Raw genomic sequence first — 16,717 nt, forward strand, 5'->3', positions numbered from 1 at the left:
CGCGCACCCTGCGCGGAGGGCACCTCCACGTTAGGATCGGTGGGCTCCTCAGTCCGGGGAGCGGCAGGACAGGCTGGGAGAGCACGCGTGGCACAACACACCAAGGTCGTCCTGACAGACGACGTCGACGGGGGCCCCGCGACCGAGACCGTGCGCTTCGGCGTGGACGGCGTCGAGTACGAGATCGACCTCGCCGCGGGCAACGCCCGCGCGCTGCGCGACCTCCTCGACGGACCCGTGCGCCACGGCCGCAAGGTCGGCTCCCTCGGCTCCACCCGTACCTTCACCCGCGTCGTCACCGACTACGACCCCACCGCCCTGCGCGCCTGGGCCGGGGCCCGCGGCATCGAGGTGCCCACCGACGGACGCAGCCGGATCCCGGACGACGTCGTCGCCCAGTACCGCGCTGCGGGGAACTGATGTCGGCAGCGCTCGACTCGGTCCGCCGCTGGTTCGCCCACCTTCCCGTCCCGGCGCGGTGGGTCCGGTACACCCTCCTCTCCGTCCTCGCCGTGCTCTCCTGCCTCTGGTTCGGCCTCACGACGGCCTCGACCGAGGCCAGCCTCGGCCCGCACAACGCACGCTACGAGGTGACCACCAGCTCTCTCGTCACGGTCGACCTCGGGCCCCTCGGCACCGTCCAGCTCGAGTCCCCGCTCCCGCTGATGCTCGGTGTCCGGGTGACCATCGAGGAGATCCCCGCAGACCTCACGGCCGTCGACTCGGCGACGACCCTCAACGCGCTCGCGGGCGACGTCGACGGCTACCTGCAGTTCTTCTCCGGCCCTGACGCCACGATCTCGTACGTCGCACGCGAGCTGCTGACCGACGCCGCGTGGCGTGCCGCCGGTGCGCTCGGCGCGCTGCTGGTGGTCGGGGGAGCGGGCTACCTGGCGCTCGGTGCTACGAGGCGCCGCGAGCTCGGCGAGCCGCTCGCCCGTTCGACCGTGCTCGTCGCGAGCGGCGTCGCGGTCGCGCTCGTGGTCTCGACCGTCGTGGTCACCAGCCGGGCCAGCACCGCCCTCGACCGGGTCGACGCGCAGGCGTCGCCGGTCTTCGTCGGTACGGCTCTCGAGGGGGCGCGCATCACCGGGCGCCTGTCGGGGGTCATCGACACCTATGGCGGCCAGCTGGTCGACGTGTACCGCTCCAACGAGTCCTTCTACGAGACGGCCGACCGCAACCTCGTGACGGCCTGGGCCGACCGCGAGGCCCTCGACGAGCAGCGGACCGCGCTGCTGTGGGACAACGGGGTCTCGGGACGCGCCGAGCTGCTCGCCTCGGCCGCCGGGGAGGATGCGGGCGAGGGTGACGGGGCGTCGTCCGACGAGACGTCGACCGACCCGGGCTCCGACCCGAGCAGCGCCGACGCCGACGCGGGCAGCGGCGAGGAGGGGGCCGACGTGACCTCCGAGCCGACGCCGAGCACGGAGCCGTCCGACCCGGACGACGTCGTGACGATGCTCATGGTCTCGGACCTGCACTGCAACACGGGCATGAGCCCGCTCATCACGACCGCGGCGACGCTCTCCGGCGCGTCGATCGTCATCAACGGCGGCGACTCGACCATCAACGGCACGGCCGTCGAGCGCTTCTGCGTCGACTCCTTCGTCAACGCCGTCCCGGACGGCGCCGCGTCGGTCCAGTCGGACGGCAACCACGACAGCTCGATCACCTCGGACCAGGCCCGAGCGGCGGGCTCGACCGTGCTCGACGGGTCGGTCGTCGAGATCGACGGCGTCCGGTTCCTCGGCGACTCCGACCCCAAGGAGACCCGGATCGGTCAGGAGTCCGTCTCCGTCGCCGGCGAGACCTACGAGGAGGCCGGGACCCGGCTGCGGGACGTCGCCTGCGCCGAGGACGACCCCGCCGACATCCTGCTCATCCACACCCCGGGCGTCGGAGAGCCCGTCATGGCCTCGGGCTGCGTGCCCGTCCAGCTGTCGGGGCACATGCACTACCGCTCCGGTCCGCTGCAGTTCGGCAAGGGGATCCGGTACATCAGCTCGACGACGGCGGGAGCCGCCTCGGGCCAGCCGACCATCGGCCCGCTGAACGGCACGGCGGAGATGACCGTCTTCCGCTTCGACCGCGAGCGTCGCGTGATGCTCGACTACCGCGTGATCGCGGTCCAGCCGGACCGCTCGGTCCAGGTCGGCGAGCGCATGGCCTTCCCGCCGCGGCCCGCCGCCGCGAGCGGCGGCTCGGCCTCGAGCGCGACTGACGCGCCGACCGACGCTGCCACCGACGCGTCGACCGACGTGCCGGGGGACACCCCGACGGCGCCGGCCAGCACCGGTCCCGAGGACGAGGCCGGCACGGACTGACCTGGTCGTCCTCCCGCGGTGCGCGTCAGGGTGCGCACCGCGGGGACGGTCGCGCCGCGAACTAGACAACCCACCTGTCCGGATGCGAAAGTTCGGTATGCCGAACTTCAAGATTCGACGGGCCGTGGTCGCCGCGGTGGTCGCCAGCCTCGGGCTCCTCGCCACCGCTGCCTGCGCGCCGACCTCGAGCCCTCGTGAGGAGGCCGGGGACCGGCTCCTGGTGCTCACCACCTTCACCGTGATCGCGGACATCGCCCGCGAGGTGGGCGGCGAGCACGTCTACGTCGAGTCGGTCACCAAGGTCGGCGCCGAGATCCACGGCTACGAGCCCACGCCGGACGACCTGCGCCGCGCAGCGGACGCCGACATCATCCTCGAGAACGGGCTCGGGCTCGAGGCCTGGTTCGAGCGCTTCGTGGCGGGCCTCGACGTCCCCACGGTCACGCTGTCCGACGGTGTCGAGCCGCTGCCCATCGTCGAGTCCGCCGGGACCGAGGGAGAGTCCCTGCCCGACGACGTCGCGGGCTCGCCCAACCCCCACGCCTGGATGTCACCCGAGGTGGGCGCGCAGTACGCGCGCACCACCGCGGAGGCCCTCGCGGAGGCCGACCCCGACAACGCGGCGGACTACCGGGCGAACGCCGAGCGCTATGCCGACGAGCTGCTCGCCATCGGGGAGACCCTCTCCGAGGCCCTCGAGCAGATCCCGCAGGAGGCACGGGTGCTCGTCACCTGCGAGGGAGCGTTCTCGTACCTCGCCCGCGACGCAGGCCTCGACGAGGTCTACCTCTGGCCTGTCAATGTCGACGGCCAGGCCAGCCCGCGCCGCATGGAGGCCGCGATCTCCGCGGTGCGTGACCGCGAGGTCCCCGCCGTGTTCTGCGAGTCCACGGTCTCGGCCGACGCCCAGAAGCAGGTGGCGCGCGAGTCGGGCTCGACCTACGCCGGGGTGCTCTACGTCGACTCGCTCTCCGAGCCGGACGGTCCGGTCCCCACCTACAAGGACCTGCTGACGCACGACGTCGAGGTCATCATCGCCGGGCTCACCGGCACCCCGCTCCCGGACGCCCAGGAGGTCGGACGGTGAGCGCCCGCCGCCAGCGCACGCAGGAGTGGTCGTCCAGCGCCGACGCCGTGGTCGTCGACTCCCTGAGCTACACCTACCCCTCGCCGTCCGGTCGCGGACGTGCCGCCCGCCCGGCCCTCGACCAGGCCTCGCTCACGGTGCGCGCGGGGTCGATCACCGGGCTCGTCGGCGTCAACGGCGCCGGCAAGTCGACCGTCTTCAAGGCGCTCATGGGCATCGTCGAGCCTGAGGGCGGCCGGCTGAGCATCCTCGGCCAGCCGCCCCAGGTCGCCCGTCGTGCCGGCCTCGTCGGGTACGTCCCGCAGGCCGAGGAGATCGACGACACCTTCCCGCTCACCGTCCGTGACGTCGTGTCCATGGGGCGCTACGGCCGTCTCGGGACCACGCGGCGGCTCGGCCGCACCGACCGGGCCGCGGTCGACGCCGCGCTCGCCCAGGTGCAGCTCACCGAGCTCGCCGACCGGCAGATCGGCCGGCTCTCCGGCGGTCAGCGCCGCCGCGTCTTCGTCGCCCGCAGCCTGTGCCAGGAGGCCCAGGTGCTCCTGCTCGACGAGCCCTTCGCCGGGGTCGACCGCCGGTCCGAGGCGCTCGTCGTCGGGGTCCTGCGGGACCTCGTCGCCCGCGGCGGCGCCGTGCTGGTCTCCACCCACGACCTCGTCGCGCTCCCTGCCCTCGCCGACCACGTGGTGCTCGTGCACCACACCGTGCTCGCCGCCGGTCCTCCCGGCGACGTGCTCACCGCCGAGAACCTCGCGCGTGCCTTCGGCGGGGAGGAGACCCGATGACCGTCCTCACCTTTTTGACCGACCCCTTCGCCTACGAGTTCATGCAGCGCTCGCTGCTCGTCACGGTCGTCGCGAGCATCGTCTGCGCGCTGCTCAGCTGCTGGCTCGTCCTCATCGGCTGGTCGCTCCTCGGCGACGCCGTCTCCCACGCGGTCCTGCCGGGCGTCGTGCTCTCGTACGTGGTGGGGATCCCGTTCGCCGCCGGGGCCCTCGTCTTCGGGTTCGGCGCGGTGGCCCTCATCGGCGCGGTCCGGGACACCACGCGCCTCAAGGAGGACGCGGTCATCGGCGTGGTCTTCACCTCGCTGTTCGCGCTCGGGATCGTCCTGGTCTCGGTGACCCCCAGCCACATCGACCTCACGCACATCTTGTTCGGCAACCTGCTCGGGGTGACCGACCTCGACATCGGGCAGGTCCTGGTCCTGGGCACCCTCACCGCCGTGGTGCTCGTGGTGAAGCGCCGCGACCTCACGCTGCTCGCCTTCGACCCCGTGCACGCCCACGCCATCGGGCTCTCGCCGCGGCGCCTGCGCGCCCTGCTGCTCGCGGCCCTCGCCGTCACGGTGGTCGTCGCGCTGCAGGCCGTCGGCGTGATCCTCGTGGTCGCGATGGTCATCACGCCCGGCGCGACGGCCTTCCTGCTCACGGACCGCATCTCGCGGATGCTCGTCGTCGCCCCCGTGGTCGCGGCGCTCTGCGCGGTCGCCGGGATGTACGCGAGCTATTACCTCGACGCGTCGAGCGCCGGGATGATCGTCCTCGCCCAGGGGCTCGCCTTCGGGCTGGCCTACGCGGCGACCTGGCGCAGCCGCAGCCGGCGGGCGTGATGGAGGTCTCAGGGTGCCGGCCGAGACCGTCCCAGAACCGCAGGAGCGCCTCGTGAGGCGCGCGGTTCCGCGCGAGACGGCCGTCCGCACGCCGGCGACGGTGCCCTAGGCTGGTCCGGTGACAGGTGAACTCGAGCTGACCTCCGTGGCGCAGGACTATCTCAAGGTGGTCTGGAGCGCCCAGGAGTGGTCGGACGAGCCCGTCACCACCAAGCTGCTCGCCGAGCGCATCGGCGTCGGGGCCTCCACGGTCTCCGAGACGGTCCGGCGGCTGTCGGCCCAGGGGCTGCTCGAGCACCCGCGCTACGGCTCGGTCGAGCTGACGGACCTCGGGCGCGCGCACGCCCTGCAGATCGTGCGGCGCCACCGGCTCATCGAGACCTTCCTCGTGTCCGAGCTCGGGTACACCTGGGACGAGGTGCACGACGAGGCCGAGGTCCTCGAGCACGCCGTCTCCGACCTCATGGTCGACCGCATCGACGCCCGCCTCGGGCACCCGGTCCGCGACCCGCACGGCGACCCGATCCCCGCGCCCGACGGCAGCGTCCCGACGCCGCCCGCGGTGACGCTCGCCGTGCTCGACGCCGGGACCACGGGCTCGGTCGCGCGCATCTCTGACGCGGACGGCGAGGTGCTCCGGTACTTCGCCGACCTCGGCTTCGGTCTCGACGCCCGCCTGCGGGTGGTCGAGCGCCGCGACTTCGCCGGTGTCCTGTGCATCGAGTGGGCACCGGCCGACGCCCCCGGGTCGACCAGCACGGTCGACCTCGGGCTCCGGGCCGCCGACGCGGTCTGGGTCGTGACCGAGTGACCGGGCCCGAGACCCAGCCTGCGACCACGCGCCCGACCACGGCGACTCCTCCTGCTGCGGCTGCTCGCCCGGGCCTGGCGCTGCTGGCCCTCGCCCTCGGCGGCTTCACCATCGGCACCACCGAGTTCGCGACGATGGGCCTGCTCACCGACATCGCGACCGACCTCGACGCCTCGATCCCCGCCGCCGGTCACACCATCACCGCCTACGCGCTCGGCGTCGTCCTCGGCGCACCGCTCATCACCGTGCTCGCCGCGAAGGTCGAGCGCAAGCGCCTCGTCGTGTGGCTCATGGTGGCCTACGCGATCGGCAACCTCCTCTCGGCCGCTGCGCCGAACCTCGAGACGCTCATGCTCGGACGCTTCCTCACCGGGCTGCCGCACGGCGTGTTCTTCGGGACCGGCGCGATCGTCGGCACCGCCGTCGTCGGGCACGCGCGGCGCGGCCACGCCGTCGCGATGATGATGGCCGGCCTCACCGTCGCGAACATCGTCGGAGTTCCGCTGTCCTCGTGGGTCGGGCAGAACCTCGGGTGGCGCGTCGCCTTCGTCGGCATCGGCGTCCTCGGGCTCGTCACGGTGGTGGGGCTGCTCGCCCTGCTGCCCCGGACGCCCGCCGCGACCGGAGCCTCGGCCCGCAAGGAGCTCGGCGCGCTGCGGAACGGCCCGCTGTGGATCGCCTTCGCCGGGTGCGCCATCGGCTTCGGCGGCATGTTCGCCGTCTACTCCTACGTCAAGCCGACGCTCACCGAGGTGACCGGACTGTCCGTTGCGAGCGTCCCGGCGATCCTCGCGCTGTTCGGCATCGGCATGACCCTCGGGGTGCTGGTCGGCGGACGGCTCGTGGACCGCGACGTCCTCAAGACGGTCTACCTCGGCTACGTGAGCACCGCCGTCGCGCTCGTGGCCTTCGGGCTCGTCGGGCACTCACCCGTGCCGGCCGTGATCGCGCTCTTCGCGATCGGCGTCACGTCGCAGATCCTCGGCATCGCGCTGCAGGCACGACTCATGGACCTGTCCCCGGCGGCCCCGTCGCTCGGTGCAGCCCTGTGCCACTCGTCGCTCAACGCCGCCAACGCCAACGGCGCCTTCCTCGGCGGGCTCGTCATCGCCGCCGGGTGGGGCTACCTGTCCCTCGCCTGGGCAGGCGCCGTCCTCACGGTCCTCGGCCTCGCAGTCATCATGCTCTTCGGCCGGCAGAAGATCACCCGGGTCCCGCCCGAGCTGCTCGCGCAGCCGGCAGACCAGCCGGCGGACCAGCAGGGCTGAGCCTCGGCGGGGCGCCCAGGGCGCTCATGGCGGCGCGTCGGTGAGCGGCCGGGCGGCGAGTCTGGCAGTCTCAGGAAACATCCAGCGTCGCTGGCTACGGTGAACCGCCCCGACCTTTCGTCGACCTAGGAGTCCGTGTGGCGACCAAGAACGAGCACACAGCTCCCGGCACGTCCGACGGCCGCGGCGACCACGCCGCGACGGCGCTCGACCCCGACCTGAGCGACGACGACCTCACCGACGACGAGCTCCTCGCCGCCGAGATGGCCGCGACCTCGGTCCGCGACAGGTCGCTCGGCGACCGCCGCTTCGGCTGGGTCCTCGTGGTGTTCGGCCTCGTCGGCTTCGCCGCGTCGCTCGCGCTCTCGATCGAGAAGGTCCTCAAGCTCGAGGACCCGAACCACGTCGCGAGCTGCAGCTTCAACATCTTCCTCGACTGCTCGGCGGCCATGGGGTCCTGGCAGGGGAGCCTGCTGGGCTTCCCCAACCCGTTCATCGGGGTCGCGGCCTTCCCCGTGGTGGTCACCTCGGGCGTGGTGCTGCTCGCCGGTGCCCGGCTCCCGGCCTGGTACTGGCGCTCGCTGCTCGGCGGCACGGTCGCGGCCCTCGGGCTCGTCCTGTTCCTCGTGTACACCTCCGTGCACGAGCTCGAGAAGCTGTGCCCGTACTGCATGGTCGTCTGGTTCGCCGTGATCCCGCTGTTCTGGTACTCGTTCGTGTACGCCGTCCAGGGCCGCATGCTCGGCGTCTCGGACAAGGTCCGCGGCTTCGTGGTCCGCAACAGGTTCCTGCTGCTCCTGGTCCTCTACCTGGCCGTGACCGCCTGGGTGGTCCTCGGGATGGCCCCGGCGATCGCCGACCACCTGCGCTACTCCTGACCAGTGCTGACGGGGTTGGTCCGGTGCTGACGAGGCCGGACCGGCGGGTGGCGGTCGGGCGGTAAAGTTGTCCGGGTGACCACTAGCACCCACGACCAGCCCCACCCGTCGAGCCCGACCGGACCGGGAGAGCCCTCGCAGCGCTACACCGCGGCTCTCGCGGGCGAGATCGAGCTCCGGTGGCAGGAGCGCTGGGCGGAGCTCGGCACGTTCCACGCGGCCAACCCCACCGGACCGCTGACCGACGGCAAGGGCCGCAACGCCGACCCGTCGAGCCCGAGCTTCTTCGTCATGGACATGTTCCCGTTCCCCTCGGGAGCCGGCCTGCACGTGGGGCACCCGCTCGGCTACATCGCGACCGACGTGGTCGGGCGCTTCCGCCGCATGTCCGGCGACAACGTGCTGCACGCCCTGGGCTACGACGCCTTCGGCCTGCCGGCCGAGCAGTACGCCGTGCAGACGGGGCAGCACCCGCGCACCACCACCGAGGCGAACATCGCCAACATGCGCCGCCAGCTGCGCCGCCTCGGCCTCGCGCACGACGACCGCCGCTCCTTCGCGACCACGGACTCCGAGTACGTGCGCTGGACGCAGTGGATCTTCCTCAAGATGTTCAACTCCTGGTACGACGTCGACGCCACGCGTCCCGACGGCGGTACCGGTCGCGCGCGTCCGATCGCCGAGCTCGAGGCCGAGTACGTCGCCGGGACCCGCGCGACCCCGGACGGGCGCGCCTGGAGCGAGCTGTCGGGCGCCGAGCAGCGCACCGTGGTCAACGACCAGCGCCTCGCCTACGTCTCGAACGCCCCGGTCAACTGGTGCCCGGGCCTGGGCACTGTGCTGGCCAACGAGGAGGTCACCTCCGAGGGGCGCTCCGAGCGCGGCAACTTCCCGGTGTTCCAGCGCAACCTGCGCCAGTGGAACATGCGCATCACGGCCTACGCCGACCGCCTGGCCGACGACCTCGAGGACATCGACTGGCCCGACAAGGTCAAGGCGATGCAGCGCAACTGGATCGGCCGCTCCGAGGGCGCGCACGTCACCTTCGACGTGACCGGCGGGCGCGAGCCCGTGACGGTCTTCACCACCCGCCCGGACACGCTGTTCGGCGCCACCTTCATGGTCGTCTCGCCCGAGCACCCGCTGCTCGACGAGGTCCCGGCCGAGTGGCCCGACGGCACCTCCGCCGCGTGGACCGGCGAGCACGCGACCCCGGCCGACGCCGTCGCCGCGTACCGCGCGCTGGCCGCCGCCAAGACGGCCGTCGAGCGGCAGGCCGACGCGGGCAAGAAGACCGGTGTGTTCACCGGTCACCTCGCCACCAACCCGGCCAACGGCCAGCTGCTGCCGGTCTTCACGGCCGACTACGTCCTCATGGGCTACGGCACCGGCGCCATCATGGCGGTCCCCGGCGGCGACGAGCGCGACTTCGCCTTCGCCGAGGCCTTCGGGCTTCCCGTCGTCTACACGGTCGCGACGCCCGAGGGCTTCGAGGGCGGTGCGTGGACCGGCGACGGCGCGATCGTCGCCTCGTCCAACGACGAGGTCTCCCTCGACGGGCTCTCGGTCACGGAGGCCAAGAGCCACATGATCGAGTGGCTCGAGTCGAAGGGCACCGGGTCGGGCACCATCACGTACCGCCTGCGCGACTGGCTGTTCAGCCGGCAGCGCTACTGGGGCGAGCCCTTCCCGATCGTCTACGGCGACGACGAGCAGCCCATCGCCCTCACCGAGGCGATGCTGCCCGTCGACCTGCCCGACGTCCCGGACTACTCGCCGCGCACCTACGCGCCCGACGACGCCGACTCCTCGCCCGAGCCGCCGCTGGGCCGCAACGACGACTGGGTCACCGTCACCCTCGACCTGGGCGACGGCCCGCGCGAGTACCGCCGCGACACCAACACCATGCCCAACTGGGCCGGGTCCTGCTGGTACTACCTGCGCTACCTCGACCCGCACAACGACGGCCCGTCGGCGACCGTCCCGGTCGACGCGAGCCTGGACTCCTACTGGATGGGCCCGAACCACAACCCGACCGCCGGTGCCGCCGGGGGAGTCGACCTGTACGTGGGCGGCGTCGAGCACGCCGTGCTGCACCTGCTCTACGCGCGCTTCTGGCACAAGGTGCTCTTCGACCTCGGCTTCGTGTCGAGCGTCGAGCCCTTCCACAAGCTCTTCAACCAGGGCTACGTGCAGGCCTACGCCTTCGTCGACGCCCGCGGCGCGTACGTCCCGGCCGACGAGGTCGAGGAGATCACGGCCGGCGACGGCTCGAGCATGTACGTGTGGAACGGCGAGTCCGTCACCCGTGAGTACGGGAAGATGGGCAAGTCCCTCAAGAACGTCGTCACTCCCGACGACATGTACGAGGCCTACGGCGCCGACACCTTCCGCGTCTACGAGATGTCGATGGGGCCGCTCGACGTGTCCCGCCCGTGGGACACCCGCGCCGTCGTCGGCTCGCAGCGGTTCCTGCAACGCCTGTGGCGCAACGTCGTCTCCGAGGACACCGGGGAGCTCACCGTCACGGACGAGCCCGCCGACCTCGAGACCCTGCGCCACGTGCACCGCGCCATCGCCGACGTCCGCGTCGAGATGGAGAACATGCGCGCCAACACGGCGATCGCCAAGCTCATCACCCTCAACAACCACCTGACGACGCTCAAGTCCGTGCCGCGGGAGGCCGCCGAGGCCATCGTGCTCATGACCGCGCCGGTCGCGCCGCACATCGCCGAAGAGCTCTGGGCACGCCTCGGGCACGACGAGTCGCTCACCTACGAGCCCTACCCGGTTGCGGACGAGCAGTACCTGGTCCAGGACTCGGTGACGTGCGTGTTCCAGGTGCAGGGCAAGGTGCGTGGGCGTGCGGACGTCTCCCCGGACACCAGCGAGGCGGACCTCGAGGCGCTCGCCCTCGCCGACCCGGGCGTGCAGCGCGCGCTCGACGGCCGGGACGTCATGAAGGTCATCGTCCGGGCGCCCAAGCTCGTCAACATCGTCCCGGCGAAGTAACGGCTGCGAGCAGACATGGCGGGAGACCGCACGACCGAGGCCGCGTCGGCGACTGCTGACGCGGCCTCGGGCCGTGTGGTGGTCGTGACCGACTCGACGGCCTCGCTGCCTGCCGGGCTCGCTGCTGCGCACGGCGTGCTCGCGGTGCCGCTCGTCGTGGTGGTCGACGGCGTGGCCCACCACGAGGGCGTCGACCTCGGACCCGAGGGCCTCGTGGCCGCGCTGTCGCGCCGGGCCGAGGTCACCACCTCGCAACCCGCGCCGGAGGCCTTCCTGGACGCGTACCGGGAGGCGGCACGCTCGGGGGCTTCACGGGTCGTGTCGGTGCACCTGTCGGGGGAGCTGTCCGGGACCGCGCGGGCCGCGTCGTTGGCTGCCCGCACCAGCCCGGTCCCCGTTGACGTCGTGGACTCCCGGAGCGTCTCGACCGGTCTCGGGCTCGCCGCTCTGGCTGCTGCTCGCGTGGCGGCGAGCGGCGCTTCGGCGGCCGAGGTCGTCGCGGTCGCAGAGCGGGTGGCGGCGAGCACGACCGCGCTGTTCGTGGTCGACTCCCTCGACCACCTGCGGCGGGGCGGGAGGCTCAGCGCTGCCGCGGCGGCGCTCGGGACAGCCCTGGGGTTGCGCCCTGTGCTCGGGCTGCGTGACGGTCGGATCGAGGTGGTCCAGAAGGTGCGTACCCGTGGGGCGGGCGCCGACAGGCTCGTGGAGGCTGCGGTGGCCGCGCTCGGGACCTGCGCGTCGCCGCGCTTCGCGGTCCACCACCTCGGCGACGACACCGCCGCCGTCGCGTGCGCGCTCCGCATCGAGGAGGCGACCGGCCGCCAGGTGCTCGTCTCGCCCGTGAGCGCGGTGCTCGGGGCCCACGTGGGGCCGGGACTGCTCGCGCTGGTGTCGGTGGACGACCCCGAGTAGACCGCCGGTGCCCGTCGAACGGTCGGCGGCTGCAGCTGCGCGGCAGCAGAGGCTGACCCGCCGCACACCTGTGGCCTCGGCTGAGCTGGCCTCGTCCACAGGTCCGGTGTGACGGGCCAGGATCCACACGACGCTGACGACGTGAGGTGCTCAGGGGACCCCTGGACCTAGCGTCCTGCGGGTGACCACCGAGATCCCTGGACTCCCGCCGCCGACCGAGCGCTCCGCACCGTTGCGCAGGCGGGACGCCGAGCCGGTTCGCGAGGCGGCCGGGACGTCGCGCTCCGACCTGTTGCGGTCGGTGTCGACCGCCTACACCGCGGCACACGGGCACCCGGTCGAGCACGACACCCTCGTCGAGCGCGAGACCGAGCGGCGACGGTGGGCGGTCGGGCTCCGCACGGCGCTCGTCGCGCTCGTGGCGCTGCTGGTCGTCGCCGGGGTCGTCGTGGTCCGTGACCTGCGCGCGGTCTCGGCGGAGCCGGTGCCGCTGGACGGGCTGGGAGCGGGCCAGCTGCCGGTCGCCGAGCGGTCGGAGGAATCCGCTGGGGCAGGTACCCCGGACGTGGCTGACACCACCGGAGAACCATCTGCTCCTGGTGGTCGGTCTGCCGGGGCCGACGACACCGGCCCGACGGTGCTCGTGCACGTCGTGGGTCGGGTGCACGCGCCAGGGGTCGTGGAGGTCCCCGAGGGCTCGCGCGTCGTCGACGCGATCGACGCAGCGGGTGGCCTCACGCCCGACGCGGACAGCGCGTCCGTGAACCTCGCCCGGCCGGCGGTCGACGGCGAGCAGGTCTACGTCCCGGCACCGGGGGAGGAGGTGCCGGTCGCGGCAGAGGCCGCCGCCGGTGCGGCCTCGCAGCACGGTGGTGCCCCTGCGGTGGGCGGGCTGGTCGACCTCAACCGGGCCGGCGCCGACGAGCTCCAGACGCTGCCGGGTGTCGGCCCGGCGCTCGCGCAGCGGATCCTCGACTGGCGGACCACCCACGGCGCCTTCGGGTCTGTCGACCAGCTCCAGGACGTCTCCGGGATCGGGCCCGTCGTCATGGAACGGCTGCGCGAGCTCGTCTCGGTCGGCCCGTGACGGTCCGCGACCTGCGGCTCGTCCCGGCGGTGCTCCTCGGGTACGTGGTTACCTGGTGGCTCGTGGCTTCCGAGCCTTGGACGGCGCTGGTGGTCGTGGCCGCGACCGTGACGGGTGCGCTGCTGGCCGCGGGGGCTCGTGCTCTCGTCCTGGCGAGGCGCCCTGAGCTGCTGTCGACGGTAGCGGCCGTCCCGGTCAGCGCTGAGCCCCGGCGGCCAGCGCGCACCGTCCTCTTCGAGCGCTTCGCGCACCTGCTCGACCAGGTCCTCCGGGACGGGCTCGGCCAGCTCGTCCTGGTCTCTGGCGTCGTGGTGGTGCTCTCGCTCGCGGTCGGGGCGCAGCTGCACGCAGGCCGGTCCGGTGTGCTCCCGCTGCTCGTCGAGGCAGGGACCACGGGAACCGTGACCGGGACCGTGCTCTCCGAGCCGCGGGCGACGTCCCCAGGCTTTGACGGCGAGCCGCGCTACGTGCGCACCGTCACCGCGACGACGGTCAGCGGGCGGGTCGACGGTGTCCCCACGACAGGACCGGCGCACGGCGACGTGGTCGTGCTCGGTGGGCCCGAGCTCCTCTCGCCCGGATACGGCGCGACGGTCGAGGTCGAGGGGCGCCTGCTGCCCGTCGACCCCGGCAGCGCCGCGACGGCGATGCTCGCGTTGGGTCCGGGGACTACCCGCGCCTCGGCGCTGCGGGTGGTCGCAGCCCCTGGCGTGGTCCTGAGCACCGTCGGCACCATCCGCTCAGCCTTCCTCGAGGTCGCCGCGACCCTCCCGGAGCAGGCCAGGGGACTCGTGCCGGGCGTGGCCATCGGGGACACGTCGATGATGTCGCCGGGGCTCGACCACGCGATGAAGACGACGTCGCTGACGCACGTGACGGCGGTGTCCGGCGCGCACTTCGCGATCATCTTCGCGACGGTCACCGGGCTGTGCGCGCTCCTGCGCCTGCCGCTGCGGGCCAGGGTCCCGGTCGCCGGGACCTCGATGCTCGGCTTCGTCCTGCTGGTGCACCCTGAGCCGAGCGTGCTGCGCGCGGCCGTCATGTCGTCCGTGACGCTCGGCGCGGTCCTGCTGGGGCGACCTGCCCAGTCGCTCACCGCGCTCTGCGTCGCCGTGCTGGTGCTGCTGGCCGTAGACCCCTTCCTCGCCCGGACCTACGGCTTCGTCCTGTCGGTGCTGGGGACGGCGGGCATCGTGGTCGGGACCCGGCCGATCGCGGCGTGGCTGGGACGGCTGCTGCCGCGGTGGCTCGCGCTGGCCGTCGCGGTCCCGCTCGCGGCGCAGATGGCCTGCGGGCCGGTGATCATCCTCCTCGACCCCTTCGTGCCGACGTACTCCGTCCCGGCCAACCTGATCGCGACCCCGGCGCTGGTGCCGGCCACCGTCCTCGGTGTGGCCGGGGCGCTCGCCGCGCCCTGGTGGCCGCAGGCGTCCAGCGGGCTCTCGCAGGTGGCCGGGTGGGCGACCTGGTGGATCGCGGAGGTCGCCGAGCGCTTCGCGGCGGCACCGCTGGCCCGCATCCCGTGGGTCGAGGGGGCGCCGGGTGTCGCGCTGCTCGCCGCCGTGACGGTCCTGGCGATCGTCGTCGTAGGCCGATGGGGCAGCCTCGTCTGGGCCGTGCGGACCGGCGTCTACGTCGTCGGGCTCGGGGCAGCGCCGAGTAGCCCGCGGAGAAGCCTGTGGGACGTGCTGCTCCGCCGTGACGGCGGTCGAGGGACCCGCCCGGCGCAGGCGGCGGCCCGGCCGCTCGCCCGGCCCGCCGCGTTCCTCGCGTGCGTGGCGCTGGGGCTCGGCGTGGTCTGGCAGACGCAGCCGCCGTGGCTCGCGGACCTCGTCCGCCCTGGGGGCACGGCGTGGTCGGACGACTGGCAGGTGGTGATGTGCGACGTCGGGCAGGGTGACGCCCTCGTCGTGCAGACCGGGCCGGGCGCTGCGGTGATGATCGACGTCGGCCCGGCGGGCGACGCCGCGGCACGGTGCCTGGACGAGCTGGGCGTGACCACCCTCGACCTCCTGGTGCTCACCCACTTCCACCACGACCACGTCGGAGGGCTGCCCGAGGTGCTCGATGGCCGCGAGGTCCAGCAGGTCTACGTCAGCCCCGTGCGCGACCCCGCCACTCACGCCGCGTCGGTCGCGCGGCAGCTCGACGACGCCGGCGTGCCCTGGGAGGAAGCCCGTGCGAGCACGCACGCGAACCCCGAGCCGCTGCTCGCCGGGCCCGCACCGGAGGAGGTGCGGTGGGAGGTGCTGGCACCCGCCGACGACGTCGCGGCGGGGACGGGCGACCGGGCGGCGAACGACTCGAGCGTCGTGCTCGCGCTGCGCACCCCGGACCTGAGCATCATCGCCCTCGGCGACCTCGAGACCGCCGGCCAGGCCAGCCTGCTGCGCACTCTCCTCAGAGACGGCACCGGCACGGTCGACGTCGTGAAGATGGCACACCACGGCTCCCGCACCCAGGACCCGGCGCTCGCCCACCACCTGAGCCCGAGCGTCACGCTGGTCAGCGCCGGAGCCGACAACACCTACGGCCACCCCACGGAGAGCGCCCTCGACCTCTACGCGTCGACCGGCTCCGCGATCCTGCGGACCGACACCTGCGGCACCGTCGGGCTGGTCGTGCGGGAGGGACAGACGTTGGTTGCTGGTGGCTGCTCGTGACACCCTTAGACCATGGCCGCCCCCCGAAGCTCAGCACGTGGCAAGACCCCGGGTCTCTCGTGGGACGAGGCCACCCTCGCACCCGTCGTGCTCGTCCATGGAGCCGAGGGACTGCTCGTCGATCGGGCGGTCGAGCGGCTCGTGGGGCTGGCCCGCGAGGTCGACCCCGAGACCGAGAAGACAACCGTCCAGGCGGCGCTCTACCAGTCCGGGATGCTCTCGGTCCTCACCAGCCCGTCGCTGTTCGCCGAGCCGCGCATCGTGGTGGTCGAGAGCGTCGAGGCGACCACCGACGCGCTCATGACCGACGTCATCGCGTACCTGTCTGCCCCGGCCGACGACGTGTTCCTCGTCCTCGAGCACCGCGGCGGCGTGCGCGGCAAGAAGATGCTCGACGCCATCCGTGCGAGCGGTGCCCCGGTCGTCACCTGCGACCCCATCAAGAAGGACGCCGAGAAGGTCGCCTTCGCGAGCGCCGAGTTCAAGCGCGGCGGGCGCCGCGCGAGCGCCGGGGCCGTCCGCGCCCTCGTCGAGGCCGTCGGCAGCGACCTGCGCGAGCTCGCGTCGTCGTGCTCGCAGCTCATGGCCGACTCCGACCGCGCGATCGACGAGGCCGCCGTCGCCAAGTACTACGGCGGGCGCGTGGAGGCCACCGGGTTCCGTGTCGCCGACGCCGCCATCGCGGGGGAGGCCGGCCAGGCCGTCGCGCTCCTCCGCCACGCTCTCGACACCGGGGCGGACCCCGTGCCCGTCGTCGCCGCGCTCGCCATGAAGCTGCGCACCCTCGCCAAGGTCGCCGGGATGCGCGGCCGCGGCGGCAGCGCCGCCGACCTCGGGCTCGCACCCTGGCAGGTCGACCGTGCCCGCAAGGACCTCGCGAGCTGGACCCCCGAAGGGCTCGCGACAGCGATCACTGCGACCGCGCAGGCCGACGCCGAGGTCAAGGGCGCAGGACGCGACCCGGTGTTCGCCGTCGAGCGCGCCGTCCTCACGGTCGCCCGCAGCGCAGGCCGCTGAGCAGCAGGCTGGTCCTCCGGGGCGACGCCCCGACCGCCACGCT

General features: G+C 73.1%; 13 protein-coding genes. All 13 read left to right on the forward strand.

The window, feature by feature from the left end; translation table 11 throughout:
- Positions 1 to 87: 87 nt before the first annotated feature.
- The 13 genes from SKED_RS06455 to holA all read left to right on the forward strand — a co-directional run bounded on the left by SKED_RS06455 (position 88) and on the right by holA (position 16,674).
- On the forward strand, positions 88 to 420 hold the full coding sequence (locus tag SKED_RS06455) for a histone-like nucleoid-structuring protein Lsr2 (RefSeq protein ID WP_012866326.1): 333 nt from the start codon (positions 88 to 90) through the stop codon (positions 418 to 420).
- The gene (locus SKED_RS06460) at positions 420 to 2,327 is read left to right on the forward strand and encodes a metallophosphoesterase family protein (RefSeq protein ID WP_012866327.1); all 1,908 of its coding nucleotides are present in this window, start codon (positions 420 to 422) and stop codon (positions 2,325 to 2,327) included. Before SKED_RS06455 ends, SKED_RS06460 begins: the two co-directional genes overlap by 1 nt.
- An 82-nt stretch (positions 2,328 to 2,409) precedes the next feature.
- Positions 2,410 to 3,414 (forward strand): metal ABC transporter substrate-binding protein, encoded by a 1,005-nt coding sequence (locus SKED_RS06465; RefSeq protein ID WP_245534612.1) that lies wholly within the window; start codon positions 2,410 to 2,412, stop codon positions 3,412 to 3,414.
- Positions 3,411 to 4,199 carry a metal ABC transporter ATP-binding protein gene (locus SKED_RS06470; protein WP_012866329.1) on the forward strand — a complete coding sequence of 263 codons (789 nt, stop codon included), beginning with the start codon at positions 3,411 to 3,413 and terminating at the stop codon, positions 4,197 to 4,199. The genes SKED_RS06465 and SKED_RS06470 overlap by 4 nt, the downstream gene beginning before the upstream one ends.
- On the forward strand, positions 4,196 to 5,026 hold the full coding sequence (locus SKED_RS06475; RefSeq protein WP_012866330.1) for a metal ABC transporter permease: 831 nt from the start codon (positions 4,196 to 4,198) through the stop codon (positions 5,024 to 5,026). The genes SKED_RS06470 and SKED_RS06475 overlap by 4 nt, the downstream gene beginning before the upstream one ends.
- 118 nt (positions 5,027 to 5,144) lie before the next feature.
- A complete protein-coding gene (locus SKED_RS06480) occupies positions 5,145 to 5,837 on the forward strand; it encodes a metal-dependent transcriptional regulator (RefSeq protein ID WP_012866331.1) in 693 nt (230 codons plus the stop codon).
- The gene (locus SKED_RS06485) at positions 5,834 to 7,105 is read left to right on the forward strand and encodes an MFS transporter (RefSeq protein WP_012866332.1); all 1,272 of its coding nucleotides are present in this window, start codon (positions 5,834 to 5,836) and stop codon (positions 7,103 to 7,105) included. Before SKED_RS06480 ends, SKED_RS06485 begins: the two co-directional genes overlap by 4 nt.
- A gap of 137 nt (positions 7,106 to 7,242) precedes the next feature.
- Positions 7,243 to 7,983, forward strand: a complete 741-nt coding sequence (locus SKED_RS06490; protein ID WP_012866333.1) for a vitamin K epoxide reductase family protein — start codon at positions 7,243 to 7,245, stop codon at positions 7,981 to 7,983.
- Between the two features lie 75 nt (positions 7,984 to 8,058).
- Positions 8,059 to 10,995: a leucine--tRNA ligase gene (gene leuS, locus SKED_RS06495; protein ID WP_012866334.1), complete on the forward strand. Its 2,937-nt coding sequence runs from the start codon at positions 8,059 to 8,061 to the stop codon at positions 10,993 to 10,995.
- Between the two features lie 15 nt (positions 10,996 to 11,010).
- On the forward strand, positions 11,011 to 11,907 hold the full coding sequence (locus SKED_RS06500; RefSeq protein ID WP_012866335.1) for a DegV family protein: 897 nt from the start codon (positions 11,011 to 11,013) through the stop codon (positions 11,905 to 11,907).
- A 181-nt stretch (positions 11,908 to 12,088) separates the two neighbouring features.
- The gene (locus SKED_RS06505; protein WP_012866336.1) at positions 12,089 to 12,994 is read left to right on the forward strand and encodes a helix-hairpin-helix domain-containing protein; all 906 of its coding nucleotides are present in this window, start codon (positions 12,089 to 12,091) and stop codon (positions 12,992 to 12,994) included.
- On the forward strand, positions 12,991 to 15,657 hold the full coding sequence (locus SKED_RS06510; protein ID WP_012866337.1) for a ComEC/Rec2 family competence protein: 2,667 nt from the start codon (positions 12,991 to 12,993) through the stop codon (positions 15,655 to 15,657). The genes SKED_RS06505 and SKED_RS06510 overlap by 4 nt, the downstream gene beginning before the upstream one ends.
- A 12-nt stretch (positions 15,658 to 15,669) precedes the next feature.
- Positions 15,670 to 16,674 carry a DNA polymerase III subunit delta gene (gene holA / locus SKED_RS06515; protein ID WP_012866338.1) on the forward strand — a complete coding sequence of 335 codons (1,005 nt, stop codon included), beginning with the start codon at positions 15,670 to 15,672 and terminating at the stop codon, positions 16,672 to 16,674.
- The last annotated feature ends 43 nt before the right edge of the window (positions 16,675 to 16,717 follow it).

The sequence above is a fragment of the Sanguibacter keddieii DSM 10542 genome, from assembly GCF_000024925.1.
Lineage (GTDB): Bacteria > Actinomycetota > Actinomycetes > Actinomycetales > Cellulomonadaceae > Sanguibacter > Sanguibacter keddieii.

Bases quoted from the DNA above. Each gene is read 5' to 3' on its own strand.
- SKED_RS06460 (WP_012866327.1), top strand. From the start codon at position 420: ATGTCGGCAGCGCTCGACTCGGTCCGCCGCTGGTTCGCCCACCTTCCC.
- SKED_RS06465 (WP_245534612.1), top strand. From the start codon at position 2,410: ATGCGAAAGTTCGGTATGCCGAACTTCAAGATTCGACGGGCCGTGGTC.
- SKED_RS06475 (WP_012866330.1), top strand. From the start codon at position 4,196: ATGACCGTCCTCACCTTTTTGACCGACCCCTTCGCCTACGAGTTCATG.
- SKED_RS06500 (WP_012866335.1), top strand. From the start codon at position 11,011: ATGGCGGGAGACCGCACGACCGAGGCCGCGTCGGCGACTGCTGACGCG.
- holA (WP_012866338.1), top strand. From the start codon at position 15,670: ATGGCCGCCCCCCGAAGCTCAGCACGTGGCAAGACCCCGGGTCTCTCG.